At 42.5% G+C, this 17,462-nt stretch carries 21 protein-coding genes; 16 read left to right on the forward strand and 5 right to left on the reverse strand.

The genetic code is table 11. The features are described from left to right. Window positions 1-15 precede the first annotated feature (15 nt). From sufD to ACQKL6_RS01930, 11 genes are all read left to right on the forward strand, one after another. The gene (sufD, locus tag ACQKL6_RS01880; protein WP_402870955.1) at window positions 16-1,317 is read left to right on the forward strand and encodes a Fe-S cluster assembly protein SufD; all 1,302 of its coding nucleotides are present in this window, start codon (window positions 16-18) and stop codon (window positions 1,315-1,317) included. Then, window positions 1,317-2,546 carry a cysteine desulfurase gene (locus tag ACQKL6_RS01885; RefSeq protein WP_402954373.1) on the forward strand — a complete coding sequence of 410 codons (1,230 nt, stop codon included), beginning with the start codon at window positions 1,317-1,319 and terminating at the stop codon, window positions 2,544-2,546. Before sufD ends, ACQKL6_RS01885 begins: the two co-directional genes overlap by 1 nt. Continuing rightward, a complete protein-coding gene (gene sufU, locus ACQKL6_RS01890; RefSeq protein ID WP_402870960.1) occupies window positions 2,536-2,964 on the forward strand; it encodes a Fe-S cluster assembly sulfur transfer protein SufU in 429 nt (142 codons plus the stop codon). Before ACQKL6_RS01885 ends, sufU begins: the two co-directional genes overlap by 11 nt. A 56-nt stretch (window positions 2,965-3,020) precedes the next feature. Continuing rightward, window positions 3,021-4,418 carry a Fe-S cluster assembly protein SufB gene (gene sufB / locus ACQKL6_RS01895; RefSeq protein WP_402870963.1) on the forward strand — a complete coding sequence of 466 codons (1,398 nt, stop codon included), beginning with the start codon at window positions 3,021-3,023 and terminating at the stop codon, window positions 4,416-4,418. A 232-nt stretch (window positions 4,419-4,650) separates the two neighbouring features. Then, window positions 4,651-4,830, forward strand: coding sequence for a hypothetical protein (locus ACQKL6_RS01900; protein ID WP_427650430.1), 180 nt, complete (start codon window positions 4,651-4,653; stop codon window positions 4,828-4,830). Between the two features lie 288 nt (window positions 4,831-5,118). Further along, window positions 5,119-5,967 (forward strand): DUF72 domain-containing protein, encoded by an 849-nt coding sequence (locus ACQKL6_RS01905; RefSeq protein WP_402870967.1) that lies wholly within the window; start codon window positions 5,119-5,121, stop codon window positions 5,965-5,967. A gap of 84 nt (window positions 5,968-6,051) precedes the next feature. Then, window positions 6,052-6,879 carry a sulfite exporter TauE/SafE family protein gene (locus ACQKL6_RS01910; RefSeq protein ID WP_427650431.1) on the forward strand — a complete coding sequence of 276 codons (828 nt, stop codon included), beginning with the start codon at window positions 6,052-6,054 and terminating at the stop codon, window positions 6,877-6,879. 15 nt (window positions 6,880-6,894) lie between these two features. Further along, on the forward strand, window positions 6,895-8,280 hold the full coding sequence (locus ACQKL6_RS01915) for a bifunctional metallophosphatase/5'-nucleotidase (protein WP_427650433.1): 1,386 nt from the start codon (window positions 6,895-6,897) through the stop codon (window positions 8,278-8,280). A gap of 60 nt (window positions 8,281-8,340) precedes the next feature. Continuing rightward, window positions 8,341-8,643, forward strand: coding sequence for a YunC family protein (locus ACQKL6_RS01920; RefSeq protein ID WP_402870974.1), 303 nt, complete (start codon window positions 8,341-8,343; stop codon window positions 8,641-8,643). 143 nt (window positions 8,644-8,786) lie between these two features. Further along, window positions 8,787-9,266, forward strand: a complete 480-nt coding sequence (locus ACQKL6_RS01925) for a hypothetical protein (protein ID WP_427650435.1) — start codon at window positions 8,787-8,789, stop codon at window positions 9,264-9,266. 41 nt (window positions 9,267-9,307) lie between these two features. Beyond that, window positions 9,308-9,892, forward strand: a complete 585-nt coding sequence (locus ACQKL6_RS01930; RefSeq protein WP_427650436.1) for an HD-GYP domain-containing protein — start codon at window positions 9,308-9,310, stop codon at window positions 9,890-9,892. 15 nt (window positions 9,893-9,907) lie between these two features. On the opposite strand, the gene yunB is transcribed toward ACQKL6_RS01930, so the two are convergent. Both yunB and ACQKL6_RS01940 read right to left on the reverse strand, forming a co-directional pair. Next, a complete protein-coding gene (yunB, locus tag ACQKL6_RS01935) occupies window positions 9,908-10,666 on the reverse strand; it encodes a sporulation protein YunB (RefSeq protein ID WP_402954355.1) in 759 nt (252 codons plus the stop codon). Window positions 10,667-10,756: 90 nt separating this feature from the next. Continuing rightward, the gene (locus tag ACQKL6_RS01940) at window positions 10,757-11,722 is read right to left on the reverse strand and encodes a M23 family metallopeptidase (RefSeq protein WP_402955114.1); all 966 of its coding nucleotides are present in this window, start codon (window positions 11,720-11,722) and stop codon (window positions 10,757-10,759) included. Window positions 11,723-11,956: 234 nt separating this feature from the next. Between ACQKL6_RS01940 and lipA the strand changes: the two genes are divergently transcribed. Continuing rightward, window positions 11,957-12,871: a lipoyl synthase gene (lipA, locus tag ACQKL6_RS01945; protein ID WP_402870983.1), complete on the forward strand. Its 915-nt coding sequence runs from the start codon at window positions 11,957-11,959 to the stop codon at window positions 12,869-12,871. Window positions 12,872-12,919: 48 nt separating this feature from the next. On the opposite strand, the gene ACQKL6_RS01950 is transcribed toward lipA, so the two are convergent. After that, window positions 12,920-13,573, reverse strand: coding sequence for a YhcN/YlaJ family sporulation lipoprotein (locus tag ACQKL6_RS01950; RefSeq protein ID WP_402871337.1), 654 nt, complete (start codon window positions 13,571-13,573; stop codon window positions 12,920-12,922). A 123-nt stretch (window positions 13,574-13,696) separates the two neighbouring features. Between ACQKL6_RS01950 and ACQKL6_RS01955 the strand changes: the two genes are divergently transcribed. Beyond that, window positions 13,697-13,972 carry a YutD family protein gene (locus ACQKL6_RS01955; protein ID WP_230159383.1) on the forward strand — a complete coding sequence of 92 codons (276 nt, stop codon included), beginning with the start codon at window positions 13,697-13,699 and terminating at the stop codon, window positions 13,970-13,972. A gap of 41 nt (window positions 13,973-14,013) precedes the next feature. Here the strand turns inward: ACQKL6_RS01955 and ACQKL6_RS01960 are convergent, their stop codons facing one another. Then, the gene (locus tag ACQKL6_RS01960; protein ID WP_402870984.1) at window positions 14,014-14,307 is read right to left on the reverse strand and encodes a cytosolic protein; all 294 of its coding nucleotides are present in this window, start codon (window positions 14,305-14,307) and stop codon (window positions 14,014-14,016) included. Window positions 14,308-14,373: 66 nt separating this feature from the next. Continuing rightward, entirely contained in the window at window positions 14,374-14,640 is a 267-nt protein-coding gene (locus tag ACQKL6_RS01965) for a DUF3055 domain-containing protein (protein WP_402871339.1), read from the reverse strand. A gap of 229 nt (window positions 14,641-14,869) precedes the next feature. On the opposite strand from ACQKL6_RS01965, the gene ACQKL6_RS01970 reads away from it, so the two are divergent. Genes ACQKL6_RS01970 through ACQKL6_RS01980 form a run of 3 tightly spaced genes read left to right on the forward strand, consistent with a single transcriptional unit; the run spans window position 14,870 to window position 17,420 of the window. Continuing rightward, on the forward strand, window positions 14,870-16,168 hold the full coding sequence (locus ACQKL6_RS01970) for an EAL domain-containing protein (RefSeq protein WP_427650438.1): 1,299 nt from the start codon (window positions 14,870-14,872) through the stop codon (window positions 16,166-16,168). A 22-nt stretch (window positions 16,169-16,190) separates the two neighbouring features. Continuing rightward, entirely contained in the window at window positions 16,191-16,628 is a 438-nt protein-coding gene (locus ACQKL6_RS01975; RefSeq protein WP_402870987.1) for a DUF86 domain-containing protein, read from the forward strand. Window positions 16,629-16,652: 24 nt separating this feature from the next. Then, window positions 16,653-17,420 carry a TIGR01457 family HAD-type hydrolase gene (locus ACQKL6_RS01980; RefSeq protein WP_402954349.1) on the forward strand — a complete coding sequence of 256 codons (768 nt, stop codon included), beginning with the start codon at window positions 16,653-16,655 and terminating at the stop codon, window positions 17,418-17,420. The last annotated feature ends 42 nt before the right edge of the window (window positions 17,421-17,462 follow it).

A 17,462-nucleotide genomic window follows, 5' to 3' on the forward strand; every position in this document is an offset into this window, starting at 1 on the left:
GTAGGAGGATTTGCAATGACTACAGAAATGAAATTATCGCTTGAAAAAGAGGACATAAGCTCTTATTCAACAAAAAATAATGAGCCATCTTGGCTATCAGACCTTCGAATCAAAGCTTTTTCAGATTTAGAAGAGCTTCCGATGCCTAGACCGGATAAAACGAAGATAGATAAATGGAATTTCACTTCATTCAAAACCCATACGGTTGAAAGTGAAGCATTTGCTTCTTTAGAAGAACTTCCAAAAGAGATTAAATCGATCATTGAAGAAAATGAAAATCTATACATTCAACGCAATAATACGCCGGCACATATTAATTTGTCAGCAGCTATAAAAGAACAAGGCGTTATCTTCACGGATATTTTCACAGCGGCTCGAGATCATGCTGAGTTAGTACAGAAGTATTTCATGAAAGATGGCGTGAAAGTGAATGAACACCGTTTAACGGCTCTACATGCTGCATTGCTTAACGGGGGAGCATTCCTATATGTTCCGAAAAATGTAGAAATCAAGGAACCAATCCAAGCAGTATTCTTGGTGGATAATCCTGAAACTACACTGTTCAATCACGTATTGATCGTAGCGGAAGATAATAGTTCTGTAACATACGTGGAGAACTACTTCTCGGCCGTTGAGTCTAATGAAGGCATCGCTAATATCGTAACGGAAGTGTTTGCGAATGCAAATGCGAAAGTGGAATATGGCGCTGTTGACACTCTATCCAAAGGATTCACAACATATGTGAACCGTCGTGGGGTAGTTGCACGCGATGCTCGTCTTGAGTGGGCACTTGGATTGATGAACGATGGTAATACGATTTCAGATAATACAACCAATCTAATAGGTGATGGCTCTTACGGAGATACAAAATCCGTAGTGGTTGGACGCGGGGAACAAAAACAAAACTTCACGACAGCCGTTGTTCATTTCGGAAAACGCTCTGAAGGCTTCATCCTTAAGCATGGTGTTATGAAAGACAGTGCATCAACCATCTTTAATGGTATTGGTAAAATAGAGTATGGTGCCACAAAGGCCAATGCGGAACAGGAATCACGTGTATTGATGTTAAGTGAAAAGGCACGTGGAGACGCTAACCCAATCCTGTTAATCGATGAGGATGATGTTACGGCAGGACATGCTGCGTCTGTCGGCCGTGTTGATCCCCTTCAACTTTATTACTTGATGAGTCGTGGTATCGCGAAAAAAGAAGCAGAAAGACTTGTCATTCACGGATTCTTGGCCCCTGTTGTAAATCAACTTCCAATCGAAGGAGTTAGAAAACAACTAGTCGAGGTCATTGAAAGGAAAGTACAGTAATGAACCCATACGAAATTCGTAAGCTTTTTCCGATATTAGATCAAGAAGTCAATGGTCAGCCATTAGTTTATTTAGACAGCGCTGCAACATCTCAAAAACCGGCTGCTGTCATTGAAACGATTGAAAATTATTACCGCGGTTTCAACTCTAATGTTCACCGTGGTGTGCATACACTTGGAACAAAAGCTACGGATGCGTATGAAGGTGCACGTGAAAAAGTTCGTAAATTCATCAATGCATCCTCTACTGAAGAAATCATATTCACTAGAGGAACGACTACATCCTTAAATACCGTAGCGAAGAGTTACGGTGGTGCAAATATTAAAGAAGGTGACGAAATTGTCATCTCCTATATGGAACATCATAGTAATATCATTCCATGGCAGCAGCTCGCTAAAGAAAAGGGTGCTGTACTGAAATATATTCCGCTACAAGAGGATGGAACGATTTCGCTTGATGATGTGCGGGCTACCATTACGGATGCCACGAAAATCGTGTCTGTCATGCAGGTTTCCAATGTGCTTGGTGTGATTAATCCTGTTAAGGAAATCGCAAAGATCGCGCATGAACATCATGCAATCATGGTGGTGGACGGAGCGCAAAGTACACCGCATATGAAAGTGGATGTCCGTGATTTAGATTGTGATTTCTTTGCTCTTTCAGGCCATAAAATGGTCGGTCCGACTGGAATCGGCGTATTATATGGTAAAAAGGAACTTCTCGAAAAAATGGAGCCGATTGAATTTGGTGGAGAGATGATTGACTTCGTAGGTTTGTATGAATCTACTTGGAAAGAACTCCCTTGGAAATTCGAAGCCGGAACTCCAATCATCGCAGGTGCCATCGGTCTTGGTGCTGCCATTGATTTCTTGGAAGAAATCGGCATGGATCAAATCGAACAGCATGAACACAAACTTGCTGCCTATGCGATCGATAAGTTGTCTGAAGTGGAAGGCCTTACGATTTATGGCACAAAAGATCCGAAAAAACGTGCCGGTGTAGTAACCTTTAATATAGATGACGTCCATCCACATGACGTCGCTACCGTCCTAGATGCAGATGGAATCGCTGTCCGTGCCGGTCATCACTGCGCTCAGCCTTTAATGAAATGGCTGGACGTATCATCGACAGCAAGAGCAAGTTTCTATCTATATAACACGGAAGAAGAGATCGATAAGCTAGTGTCCGGGCTTGTCAAAACGAAGGAGTATTTCAGTAATGTCTTTTGATAACTTAGATACACTTTACCGTCAGGTCATCATGGATCACTATAAGAAACCCCGTAACAAGGGTATGCTTGAAGATGGAAGTTTGACCATCGATATGAATAATCCCACATGCGGCGACCGTATTCGTTTAACGATGAAAATCGAAGACAATAAGGTCAGTGATGTTAAATTCGATGGCGATGGCTGTTCGATTTCAATGAGCTCGGCTTCCATGATGACTCAAGCCATCAAAGGAAAAGATATAGATACGGCTTTAGCGATGTCCAAGACTTTTTCAGAAATGATACAAGGAAAAGAGTATGATGATGAAATCGACCTTGGTGACATTGAAGCACTTCAAGGGGTCTCTAAGTTCCCTGCACGAATCAAGTGCGCGACTCTAGCCTGGAAGGCCATGGAAAAAGGTTTAAAGGAATAATTAAATTTAAATGAGCTGTTGTAGATTCAGCCATTTGAAATGGAGGAATACAAGCTATGGCTAAAAAGATGCCTGAAATTGGCGATTATAAATATGGCTTTGCGGATAAAGATATTTCCATCTTCCGTTCAAAGCGCGGCCTGACAAAAGAAATCGTGGAAGAAATTTCACGCATGAAAAGTGAACCACAATGGATGCTAGATTTCCGTTTGAAATCATTGGAGCATTTTTACAATATGCCGATGCCTCAGTGGGGCGGAGACCTAAAAAGCTTGAACTTCGACGAAATCACTTACTATGTGAAACCATCTGAGAAGTCCGAGAAATCATGGGATGAAGTGCCTGATGAAATCAAGCAAACGTTTGATAAATTAGGAATTCCTGAAGCGGAGCAAAAATATTTAGCAGGGGTTTCTGCTCAATATGAATCCGAAGTGGTTTACCACAACATGAAGGTAGAATTAGAAGACATGGGTATCGTATTTAAAGATACGGATTCCGCTCTTCGTGAAAATGAAGATATCTTCCGCGAGCATTTCGGTAAAACGATTCCGCCAACGGATAATAAATTCGCTGCCTTGAATTCAGCTGTATGGTCCGGTGGATCATTCATCTATGTACCAAAAGGCGTGAAAGTGGATACACCGCTTCAAGCATACTTCCGTATTAACTCAGAAAATATGGGTCAATTCGAACGTACGCTGATCATCGTCGATGAAGGAGCATCCGTTCATTATGTTGAAGGTTGTACAGCACCAGTTTATACAACCAATTCCCTTCATAGTGCGGTCGTGGAAATTGTCATCAAAAAAGACGCATATTGCCGTTATACGACAATTCAAAACTGGGCTAACAATGTGTTTAACTTGGTTACGAAACGTGCGGTTTGTGATGCGAATGCAACGATGGAATGGATTGATGGAAACATAGGTTCTAAACTGACGATGAAATACCCAGCCGTCATCTTAAAAGGTGAAGGCGCTCGTGGTATGACATTATCCATTGCCATTGCTGGTAAAGGTCAACATCAAGATGCAGGAGCGAAAATGATTCACCTTGCTCCTAACACTTCTTCAACAATCGTATCAAAATCGATTTCTAAACAAGGCGGGAAAGTAACTTACCGTGGTATGGTCCATTTCGGACGTAAAGCCGAGGGAGCCCGCTCAAATATCGAATGTGATACATTAATCATGGATAATCAGTCAACATCTGATACAATCCCATACAATGAAATTTTAAATGACAATATTTCTCTTGAGCATGAAGCGAAGGTTTCCAAAGTATCAGAAGAGCAATTGTTCTACTTGATGAGCCGTGGAATCTCTGAGCAAGAAGCAACAGAAATGATCGTCATGGGCTTCATTGAGCCATTCACGAAAGAGCTTCCGATGGAATATGCGGTAGAAATGAACCGCTTAATCAAGTTCGAAATGGAAGGTTCTATTGGTTAATCATCTATATATGTTTTAAACAAACGTTGTAGATGGAATAAAGTGAAGGAAACCGGGTGTGCACATGCCATTTCGGTTTTCCTTTGCCGGAAGAAGGCGAACTTAGTTCGTCTTCTTCTATTTTTTTCTGTTGATCCTCTTAAAGGGTTTAGACGATTGAAGGGAAAGTACCAATCAAGCAGGTACTTTTTTTGTCTTTAAAAGAAAGTACATATAGGTAGAGGTGGATATTGTGGAATGGCTGATTCAGAATAAAGAATGGGTTTTCGTAGGAATCGGTGTTAGCCTTGTTTTAGGGCTGACTGGGATATTCCTGAAAAAGGGGGAACCAAACTCCCAGCCGGTCTCAGGGAGTCGTTCTAAGAGTCATGGAAGGGATCATAGTGGTGCGATTAGGCATCATGATGAATAAACTGAACCGTTTTGGCTAGAATGGTTCTAAAATATTAAGTCTGAAAAAGGTCCTTATCCAAGGGCCTTTTTCATTTACTCATTATCTGCACGAAATGATAGGTTAAAAGGGAAGAATCCTTGCTGGATGTATGTGTAACAACCGGTAGATTTTGATATGATAAAGGAATAGGAAACCAGTCGTATGAGAAGCAGGAAGAGTGAATCGAGTGACAGTGCTTATACGTTTTGAAGTCAGTAGTGAAAGGGTAAAAAAAGTATAGTGTAAGTGGTTTAGGAGGGGTGAAGAGTGATATACATTGGCTTAACAGGTTGGGGGGACCATGATTCATTATCAATCGATAAAGTTCCCACTCGTGACAAGCTGAAGGTATATGGAGCGCATTTTCCAACGGTTGAGGTGGATGCATCTTTTTATGCCATTCAGCCGAGGCGGAATATAGAGAAGTGGATAGCCGAGACACCAGATTCCTTTCAATTTGTTGTAAAAGCCTATCAGGGAATGACTGGTCACCAAAGAGGTGAGATTCCTTTTGAAAGTAAAAAAGAGATGTTCACTGCATTCCGGGAATCTCTTGAAGCTTTTCAAAAGTCGGGTAAACTCGCGATGGTCCTTTTTCAGTTTCCGCCATGGTTTGATTGCAAACGGGAGAATGTTCAGTATCTCCGATGGTGTAGGGCGGAGATGGGGGATATTCCTGTGGCCATTGAGTTCAGGAACCAAAGTTGGTACCGACCGAATAGGGTCCAGCAGACACTCGAGTTCATCGAGCAAGAAGGGTGGATTCACACGGTATGTGACGAACCACAGGCAGGAGAAGGTTCCATCCCCCTTGTCCTCAAGGCTACGCATCCAGATAAAACGTTAGTACGCTTTCATGGACGCAATATCCACGGTTGGCAGAAACCAGCCTCTGGAGCAAACTGGCGGGAAGTGCGCTATTTATATCGCTATAACCAACAGGAATTAACCGACTGGGTGGAGAAACTTCGCCTATTAGAAAAGCAGAGTAAGGATGTATATGTATTGTTCAACAATAACTCTGGTGGGGACGCGGCGGATAATGCCAAACAATTTATCGATTTGCTAGGCCTTACATATGAAGGATTGGCTCCTAAGCAACTTGGTTTGTTTTAATTTGGACTATATAATGAATAAAGACTGGGTGGGCAAACTAGAAGAAGGGCTTTAGCTCACAAATCGATAAAGGCGGATTTCTTCATGATATGGGTATTATTAATTAGTGTGGGTTTATTGGCAGGTACAATCGGGGCCCTTGTAGGATTAGGGGGCGGAATCATCATAGTGCCTTCGCTCTTATTTCTAGGTAGCTCCACAGAGGTGATGGGCGCCTTGACGCCACAAGTAGCGGTCGGTGTTTCAACAGTCATCATGATTTTCACTGGATTGGCCTCCACTTTATCTTATATGAAGCATAAAGTGGTGGATTATAAGGCCGGTTTCATTTTCTTTGCTGGAAGCGCCCCAGGGGGGATCATCGGAGCTTATGTGAACAAAGTTCTCAATGTGGATGCATTTTCGCTGTACTTCGGCCTTTTTATGATAGTGATGGCCATCGTCTTATTGGTGAAAGATAGATTGCGACCGATCACCTTCAAACCGGGGACCGGAAAAATCACCAAGACTTATATAAACAAAAATGGACAGGCATCCACTTATGGATATCAGCCCTTGGCGGCCATATCCATCTCATTTGTCGTGGGGATCAGTTCCGGGTTATTTGGCATTGGCGGAGGATCGCTCATGGTCCCGGTCATGATGCTGGTATTTTTCTTCCCGCCCCATGTGGCTGTGGCGACATCGATGTTCATGGTATTTTTGTCTTCCATTACGAATTCCATCACGCATATCTCTCTGGGGAATGTTCATTGGCCATATGTGATTGCCTTGATTCCAGGGGCTTGGCTTGGTGCGAAACTTGGAGCTTTTGTGAATACACGCCTGAACAGCTCAGCACTTGAGAACATGCTGAAATTGGTTCTGATCATTATTGGGCTACGTCTTATTTACCAAGGTATAACAGGATAACGAGGGGGAAAAATGATGTCAGAAATCATACATCTATATCACACCAATGATTTTCACAGTCATTTTGAAAATTGGCCTCGTATTGATAAGTTTCTTAAAGAAAGAAGACAACTTCATCAAGAAACGGGAGAGGAAGCGGTCATACTAGATATAGGAGACCATGTCGACCGCTGGCACCCATTCTCAGAAGGTACGATGGGTAAGGGGAATATTGACCTTCTGAACGAAGCGGGTTATCAATATGTAACGATCGGCAATAACGAAGGCATTACATTGCCTCATGAAGCGTTGGATACTTTGTATAATAAAGCTCATTTCAAGGTATTGGCAGCGAATATCTATTACCTGAACGATACTAGGCCCCAATGGGCGCTTCCTTACTGGATACATACCACGAAAAAAGGTACAAAGCTTGGCATGATCGGGCTGACCGCCTTTTTCCAAAAGTTTTATCGTGCATTGGATTGGCATATTGCCGATCCATTTGCGGAGTTACAAAAACAGATAGAAAAGATCAAGGAAATGGCGGATGTAGTGATCGTTCTTTCTCATCTGGGCATACATGATGACGAAAGAATGGCAGAAGACTTTCCGGAAATAGATATCATTCTTGGTGCTCACACCCATCATATTCTTCACCAAGGAAAACTCGTCAACCAAGCATTACTTTGTGGCGCGGGAAAATATGGGTTTTATATTGGTCAAGTGGAATTGACCCTTAATGACAAAAAAGAAGTAATCAAGAAGACGGCCATGCTCTACGATACCAACGACCTTCCCGAATTGAAGGGCGAGCGGAGCTGGATTGAAGAGATGAACCAAGTCGGGAGGGATGCTCTCAAACAAGTTGTCCTATCCTTACCTGAACCTTTGGAGAATGATTGGTTTAAAGTGTCGCCGCTTACGAAGATTCTAGGTGAAGCGTTACGAGAGTGGAGCGAAGCGGACTGTTCCTTTGTGAATGCTGGGCTGTTATTGGAAGGCTTGCCACAAGGTCCCGTCTCCAAAGGGGATATTCACCAAATATGTCCCCATCCGATCAATCCGTGCATCGTTGAAGTGAATGGCCGGGAATTGAAGGAAATCCTCATGCTTTCCCGAAATGAGGAGTGGCCCCATATCCAGGTGAAGGGCTTCGGATTCCGAGGAAAGATCATGGGAGTCATGCACTATGATCAATTAGAATTTAAACGGACGAAAAACGGAATCATTAAAGAAATCAGCGTGAAAGGTACAAAGATTCAACCGGATCAAACTTATAAACTGGCCCTACCAGATATGTTTACGTTCGGGCACTTCTTCCCAAGCATTCAGCGCTCCAAACAAAAGGAGTACTTAATGCCAGAATTTTTACGTGATATCCTTTTATGGAAGTTGAAAAAAATGTATCCCGACAACTAGGTATATATCACGGTTCCTCCCTCTTTTTCATAATATATGAGAAAGAGGGGGCGAAACCAATTGATTAACATGATGCCAATAATGATCGATAGCAAAACATTCTTAGCCATCTCCGTCCAACTGCCCAAAACCAATCTGCTTGCCGTAGCATCCGAAAAGGGATATATCATGTGCGGAGCATTAGACGTCGGTCTTTTGAATGAAACGTTAAAGGACCGGAAAATCCTTGCAGGAAGGGCTATAGGCGTTAAAACGATAGAAGAGTTACTGGATGCACCTCTCGAAACCGTTACGTGGGAGGCTGAAGAAAAGGGCATTTACCGGGGAATGATTGGAAGGAAGGCATTAATGAAAATGATTTAATTATAAAGGCTTTCCTTTAAATAGAGGGAGCCTTATTTTTAATTGAAAAAAATAAATAGGTTTCAGGTTGAATTTCCACAAATATAGCCGATATTTCCTAAAAGGAACTATTTAAAATTTTGAATCTGAAACGGAGTATTAGTATGAGGCTATCCATTACAGCGTCGCTTAATCCGGGAGAGCGGCTCGGTATGAACATCTATAATGAGCAGGGCACCATCCTTTTGAGCGAGGGGCTAACATTGACACAAAAAATGATCAATCGATTGGTTGCCCTTAATATTCCCTTTGTTTATATTCAAGATTCTAGAACGGATGACATCATGCCAAAGCCACCGATTTCTGGGGAACTAAGGCGAGAGGCCCTTCAAACGATAGAAGCCACTTTTCTTGAAATCAAAAATGGCGTCAAGGTGAATAGTGCATTTACCATCGAGAAGGCCGCGTTGAAATTCACCCATCTCGTACGAAGTATCATGGAAGAGTTGAAAAACAGCAACGAATTGCTGACTTTACTGGCTGACGTCTATACATATGATGATTATATTTTTACTCATTCCTTTAATGTGACGCTATACACACTTGCTTTAGGTATGGAATTGAGGCTAGAAAAAAACAGTTAGAAGTTCTTGGGCTGGGCGCCATTCTACACGATGTCGGCAAGATGCTTGTACCAGTGGATATCTTGAGAAAGCCGGGTAAGCTAACCGAGGAAGAGTTTGAGCAAATTCAAAAGCATCCCGAGTATGGATTTCATTTAATTAAAAACGTATATACGGTTTCACTCATCGTCGCGAATTGCGCCTATCAACACCATGAAAGGCTGGATGGGTCTGGATATCCCCGTGGGGTCAAGGGGGACGAAATTCATTATTACGGTAAAATCATTGCGGTCGCCGATGTATTCGATGCGGTTACATCTAATCGCGTTTACCGCAAGGCGATGCTTCCCCATGAGGGCTTGGAAATCTTATATGCAGGTGCAGGGAAAAAGTTCGACAAACAGATAATCGAGGCTTTTCGCCGGGCGGTGGCCATTTATCCTAACGGATTAACTGTGGAACTGAATGATGGGAGAAAAGGAATCGTCTCTTCCCAAAACGAGGGAATAGGGGATCGACCCGTTGTACGTATCCTTGAGGAACCTAACAATAAAGTAGTGCATCCATATGAGGTGGATTTACGGACAGACCTCCATTTGCTGATAAAGGAGTGCCTGAATATACAAGAAAACAGCTTAACCTTATAAAGGGCAAGCTGTTTTTTACTTCTTATCTTCCTTCTCGTCCTTCATGATGGCAGGAGCGACCGTGCCGCTTCCGTTGCTATAATAACTTGGGACATCCCCCTGCATCAAAATGCTGCCAACCTTCACTTCCTGGCTGACTTTGGTTTCTTTTGTGAATGAGGGGATGACAATCTGGATATTGACATTGAAATCGACGGCCATTTCGTAATACACATTATTGATGCCGGCGTTTGTGAGTTTGGTTTTTAAATCCGACTGGACATTCCCGATGACGGACATTTTCACGGGAATCTTGGGTCCATAATTGGAAAGAAGGCTATTTCCGGTTACCACCCCTAAGGGGACATAATACACCACTGTTTTATATTGTTCATCATTAAGTTTGGCTGGTTCCTTTTTGTTGAAGGGATTTCCCTTTTTAATTCCGAGATTATTTTGAATATCCTTTGTGATGTTGGAACGTAATTCATTATAGATCCCAGGGTTAAAGCTGTAGGAGGGGTTGGCATCGTCATTTTTGTTGGTGACGATGATCTTTTCCATATCGACTTTAGAGATATTGTCATCAACAGCTTCGTGAATGGTCTCGGTTGCAATCCGCTTGATTTCATTTTCTGCCACTTTCATGATGACCGGTTCAATTTCCTTATCAACGTAACGAAGCGTCAGGATGCTTGATAGGATAAAAAGGATGAATGAATAAAGAAAAACCTTTCTGGTAGGAAGAGGTCCTTTTTTGCGGAACTTTTTTGGGCGGAATCTTTTTCGAAACACACTTTAGCCCCCTTTACTAATACTTATGCATAAAGTTCGGGGGTTTATGTTCGTTATATAACAAAAAGCAGCGGAGGAACCCAACGCCGCTCATCTTGTTTTTTTTGCTAAATCCTTTCGTTCCCACATTTTCAAATAAGGATAGGGATCAAAACTCCACTCGGTGATTCCATTATCTTTATACATCCCATAATGGAGATGAGGCGGGAATTTTCCGGATGTCCCGGGCGGTCCGTAACCCGTACTGCCCACACCGCCGATGACCTGACCAGGCTCGACGATTTGTCCCACCTTCAAACCTTCAGAAAAACCGCTTAAATGGGCGAAGTAATGGTACGTATTGTTTAGGTCACGTATGCCAATCCGCCACCCTCCATATTTATTCCACCCCTTCATTTCAATGATCCCATAACACGTAGAACGGACGGGAAGGCTATAGTCCGCGAATATATCCGTTCCTTCATGAATCCTTCGGCCTCCCCATCCTCGAGCACTCCCCCATGTATTTAAATACGTATAATGAGTCCGTACGGGTACAGGGAAGGCTTTTTCCTGTAAATCTAGCCTGCCATACTTTTTATAGATATGGGCGTGGCCAATGATGATGCTGACTGTCTTGTCCCTTTTATAATAATCAAATAGTCCAATCCGGATATTATCTTCATCTGTGCCGTAATACAGGAGATGCTTGGCAAAGGCATATAAACGGTCGGTGTCGTTTTCCAGTTCCGCTTTTCCGTCCCCGTTGCCATCCTGCCCCAATCCATCGAAGAAAGAGATGGAAAGCGGGTTTGAGTCGGTGAGGTTAGGATTGAGGGCCCCTCTCCACCTCGAAGGCTCCATGTGGATCCCTATCAGGCCCTTGGCCGGTTCCAAATCGTTCCGGGAAAGTCGCAGGCTATGTTCGTATTGGTCGGCTCCTGCAAGGTAATACCAAGGAATCTGCAAGGTGGCCTCCATGTTTTTATATAGTTCCATCCTCCCTTGATAGGGATCCGGGGTTTCGGCTGCCGATACTGATGGTATATGGGTATTCAAACAAAACAAACAGGCGATGAAGAAAAGTAATCCCTTTTTCAAAGAGGCAGCTCCTTTCGTAGACAATTCGTATTCATCCTTTCGTGTAGCTGGACATCGAGCCTAAATGCTTTTCTTTCTGCTTCTTCTATAGTTTTACTGATTTAGCTTTAAACATGAAAAATAAATAATGGTAAACCTCCTATAACTTGTATATTTGCGTTATTATTGTTAAAGTAGGGTGTCATAATTTCTCAGAATGGAGTGACTTTCTTGTCTACTACTAATAAAGAAATTCTTCGTAAACCAGACTGGCTGAAAATTAAATTAAATACAAATGAAAATTATATGGGTCTGAAAAATATGATGAGGGAAAAAAATCTTCATACCGTTTGTGAAGAGGCAAAATGTCCGAATATCCATGAATGCTGGGCGGTTAGACGGACAGCCACATTCATGATTTTAGGTGAAATTTGCACGAGGGCTTGCCGGTTTTGTGCAGTCCAGACAGGCCTTCCCAATGAATTGGATTGGGCCGAACCTGAACGTGTAGCGGATTCCGTCGTGTTAATGAATCTAAAGCATGTGGTGATTACGGCCGTGGCCCGTGATGATTTAAAGGATGGGGGCGCCGCTGTTTTTGCTGAAACAGTCCGGGCTATCCGGCGTAAGAATCCGTTTACATCCATTGAAGTCTTACCTTCTGACATGGGTGGCGAATACGACAATATTAAGATGTTGATGGATGCTAAGCCTGATATCCTGAACCATAATATCGAGACGGTAAGAAGCCTTTCCGATAAAGTACGGGCTAAAGCGAAATATGAGCGATCATTGGAGCTATTAAAAAGGGCAAAAGAATTACAGCCGGAAATACCGACAAAATCCAGTTTAATGGTAGGGCTAGGGGAGACGCGTGAAGAAATCCTTGAAACCATGGATGACCTTAGAGCACATCATGTGGATATCATGACGATCGGCCAATATTTACAACCGACGAAAAAGCATTTAAGGGTGTTGAAATACTATACACCGGAAGAGTTTGCGGAATTAAAGGAAAGGGCATTGGAAAAGGGGTTCAGCCATTGTGAATCCGGTCCGCTCGTCCGTTCTTCCTACCATGCAGATGAACAGGTGAATGCTGCGGCCAAGCATAAACATAGTAAAGGTGAAGAGTTACTGAAATAAAAAGGAAAGGACCGATTCTTATTCGGTCCTTTCTTAGGTTCATGCTAGTTAATCCATGGTCTTTTGACGAATGTTATCATGACGATCTCTTTTGTCATTCATCATTTCGCCATTTTCATTTTCTACATTACTCATCTTGTAGCCTTGAGGGGACTTGAGCATATTTTTGATGGTTTGTTCAATTGTATAATCCATTCCTTGACTGCCAGAACCCAGTGTGGCGAAGTTCTCGATATCCTGTGCGTGTGTTTGGTCGTCACTTACATATACATGATAGTAACGGGGTACGACGCCCATGGCAGTACGTTTCACCTGGTCAGCCGTTTCAGTCCGGTTTTTTGAATCCGTATCATAAACGACTAGTACTTCCTCATCCGTGACGAGTGTAGCGACGTCATTGACATTTGGTAGCTGAACGCTTAGTGTTGAAATCATATCAGCTAGCTGTTCGCGATCGATGGAGGCCGTTTTATTGTCGATGTTTCTTCCATCAACGGTCGTTTTATTCGTACGGGTAAAGCCGAAATCGTCACGATTGGTGTCTTGATTACGATTATCCTCGTCATAATACTTCGACGGGTTATTTACATTTTGTGGGTCACCTGCACCCCTGTCATTATTCATCAAACCGTTGCTTTGATCTTGATTGCCCGAGCAGCCCGTTAGAGCAATAATTGAGCTTAAACCTACCGTTAGGATCATTTTTTTCAACGGAAACACCCCCTTGTCTAATAGGGTGAACATATTTCTTGATTTTTCGCTTAGTAATTAATGGGGAATCAGTTATAATTTAAAGAAGGAATGCATTTTAAAGAGGTGAAACGTATGATCAACATCAATAACCTGACGTATGAAATCATTGAAGACGAAAGAGAAGGCTATAATGAAGAAGCATTTAAGGCAAGATACAGTGAGATATTAACGAAGTATGATTATATTGTCGGGGATTGGGGTTACGGTCAATTGAGACTCCGCGGTTTTTTCGACGACACTAATCAGAAAGCCACCTTTGACACGAAAATTAGCACGCTCAGTGAATATCTATATGAATACTGTAATTTTGGTTGCCCGTATTTCGTCGTAAAGAAAATCAAAAAGTAAAAAGAGCCAGAATGGATTCTGGCCTTTTTCATTTCTCTCGATCACGAGTTTCCGTATCCTTTATATGGAGGTTGAATATGTTTTTCCGGGTCATCATGGGTAGGATGAGCACCGGGATACTTCCGCTGTAGGTTTTCATGAAGCGATTTATTTTCATAATTGAATGCACTCTGATAACGTTGTCCTTCCAGCCACGGCGTGGTTTTATTCTCAACGGGAGCATCCTGATTTATGGGCGATCCGAACGGTCCCTCTGGAAACTCTTCTGGAATTAGAAAGTCCTGTTGTTTTTGCACGGTTGAAAAATCGTGGTATGTTTCCTCTTTTTTATCCAAGGCAATCCCTCCTCATGTACTCCATACATTCAGTAGGTTACCCTCTTTTAAGAAAAAACGGCGCACTTAGATGATTTCCATTAAAAAGTGGGTAAGTTCCTCCGCTTCCGCTTCTGTCAGTGAAAATGCATGTTCAAGATAGCCTTCCTCTTCCAAATCATCCGGCCCGATAATGGCAAAACGATTGCTCTGCATATTCAGCACAAGTTTTTTTCCATAAAAACGGTCGGTCATCGTAATGGCAAAATCATATCTGGATTCCTCTCCCATAAAACTAATGAACCTGGTTTTCGTATCAACTAAATCATTGTATAAATAAAAACGATCTTCCACAGTATCACACCTTTCCCCTTGCCTGCAATTGGTAGTACCATCATCATAACAAAACGGCTGCCATAGGGAAACAGACATTTTTGTCGCCTGCCAAGTTGCCGTTTCTTCAAGAAATGAGTATTTAGTATGAAGTTTCTGATAAAACGACAAATTTTTTCTGTTTTAAGCTAAAAAAATCCCTATTTATGTTAGAATATAGGAAAAATAACCCGGAATAGAGGAAGATTCTATGACATCGTTAAAGGGTAAAGGGTATATATTACTAGGAAAATGGTTCAAGGTATTTTCCTCATCAGCCAAACTTCGGTTCTACCCGCCACAGTTCGCCCTAAGAAAGCCAGTGGTTCGGGCGGTGGAAGCGGCTATTTCCCATGATTATGAAGTGGCAGTCATAGTTTTTAACGTAAAAGAATTACTCGAACTTAAAGAAAAGGGCCAGCACGAAGAACTTCCCCAGTTCATTACCAGTTTGAAACAGGCATTTAAAAAGGTTGTAATAGATAAAGTACGGGAAGAAAACCTATTGACGATACATGACTATTATTCAGACGGCATTACTCTCTTAATGAACATAAAAGGGTCGTCGAAATCATTGATCTATATGGATGAATTAATCCGTTCCATTTCCAGGGAAGTGAAAGAAAGGTTGCTTAGTGTTAACCCTGAACAACCGGTCACTTTAAACACAGGATACATGTTCGTGGAGCATAAGCATTATTCGATTGAGGGAGCCCTTGATAAAGCGCATAGGCAAGCGGTCACCATGGCAGAAGCTGAATCACCGATGAATGAAATGCGGGAATCGATTAATCAAATTATCGAGAATGGGAATATTAACTTACTGGCACAACCCATTTTTGATGTGGCGACCAATCAAATCAAGGCATATGAAGTGCTGACCCGTGGCCCGCGTGGTACAGAGCTCGAGAACCCATTGGCGCTTTTCGCAGTGGCCAGGCAGACGGGGCGGTTATATGATTTGGAGAAAATCGTTTTGGAAAAGTCCTTCAGACAGATTTCCGAGAATGAGTCCCCTCAGAATGTGTTTATCAATTTCACCCCGGTAACGCTCAGTGATCCCCGGTTCGTAAATGAAGTAAAGGATATGCTCAAGAAATACAAAGGTGTGTATGCTAATCAGATCGTCATGGAAATTACCGAAAGAGACCCGATTCTAAATATAGAAGAATTCATTGAAAGCATTAGAGGGTTACGTGAATTGGGGTTCCGTCTAGCAGTGGATGATACGGGAGTAGGATACTCAAGTCTCTACGCGATCATAGAAATCATGCCGGAGATTATAAAAATCGATCGATCGGTCATCGAGAATATCGATCATAATGCCGTGAAAGAAACGATGTTAAAAGGACTTTTACTGATTGCCAAGGAGACAGGATCCGTTGTCGTGGCAGAAGGAATTGAGAGTATAGGAGAAGCTATGGTATTATCAAGGAATAGGGTTGATTTGGCGCAGGGGTATTACTACGCTAGACCTTCAACTGTAGATAAAATTTCTATATCATCTTAAGAATCAGAAAGGATCTGGGAGTATGTACTTTGTAGACCGACAAAAAATCGGACGGATTTTAGAGTATCTGGAAAAACAATTGGAGCTTTTTGAAGGACAGGAAAGCTGGAACGGGAAACTTATGGAACATAGTGTCGAGAGGATCATTCAAACCTCCATTGATTCCGTTTTGGATGCGGGGAATGCCATGATCGATGGTTTCATTATGCGTGACCCAGGCAGCTATGAAGATATTGTCGATATCCTGCTAGACGAAAAGGTCATTACCGAACCGATTTCCTTACAATTTAAAAAGGCATTGCCATTAAGAAAGATGCTCGTTCAGGACTTCATTGAAGTGGATCATACAGTGCTCCTAACCGTTTTCAAGGAAAACATTGAAGCATTCAAGCAATTCCCTGAGTTAATAAGGAACTATTTATTAAACGAATTGGGCCCAGTTTCAGCATTCAAAAACTAATTTGGTTAAATAGGGGGAATGTGCATGAAGGCGTATAAAGGATATTTAATTGACTTAGATGGCACAATGTACCGTGGCACCGAGCAAATAGCGGAAGCGGCCGGTTTTATAAATGAGTTAAGAAAAAGGGACATCCCTTATTTATTCGTGACCAATAATTCATCCAGGACACCTGAGCAAGTGGCCCAAAAGCTGCGCAGTATCGGAATTGCGACTGACGATGCCCAGGTATTCACGACAAGCATGGCGACGGCAAACTACATTGCTGAACAAAAGGAAAATGCGTCCGTCTATGTCGTGGGTGAAGAAGGCATTACCGAGGCGTTGAGAGAAAAGGGTATGAAACTTGTTGATGAACATCCTGATTTCCTGGTCATGGGCATTGATCGTGGCGTGAATTATGAAAAGTTATCCAAAGCATGCCTTGCTGTCAGAAATGGAGCCGTTTTCATTTCGACGAATGGCGACATCGCCATTCCTACCGAACAGGGTCTTTTACCAGGGAACGGGGCGTTGACTTCTGTCGTTTCCGTTTCTACGCAAGTTCAGCCGATTTTCATCGGTAAACCGGAATCTGTCATCGTTGAGCAGGCCCTTAGGGTATTAGGTGTGCCTAAAGAACAGACAATCATGGTCGGCGATAATTACGATACGGATATTTTGGCAGGGCTTAATGCAGGGATTGATACCTTACTTGTACATACGGGCGTCACGACAAAGGAACGGTTAAAGGAATACGAAAAACAACCGACTTATGTGGTGGATACCCTCGATTTATGGCAGTTTGAGTAAAAAAGGATCCAGGTTTGCAGATGCAGACCTGGATCTTTTTTG

Source organism: Peribacillus sp. NPDC097197 (assembly GCF_050278025.1).
GTDB lineage: Bacteria > Bacillota > Bacilli > Bacillales > DSM-1321 > Peribacillus.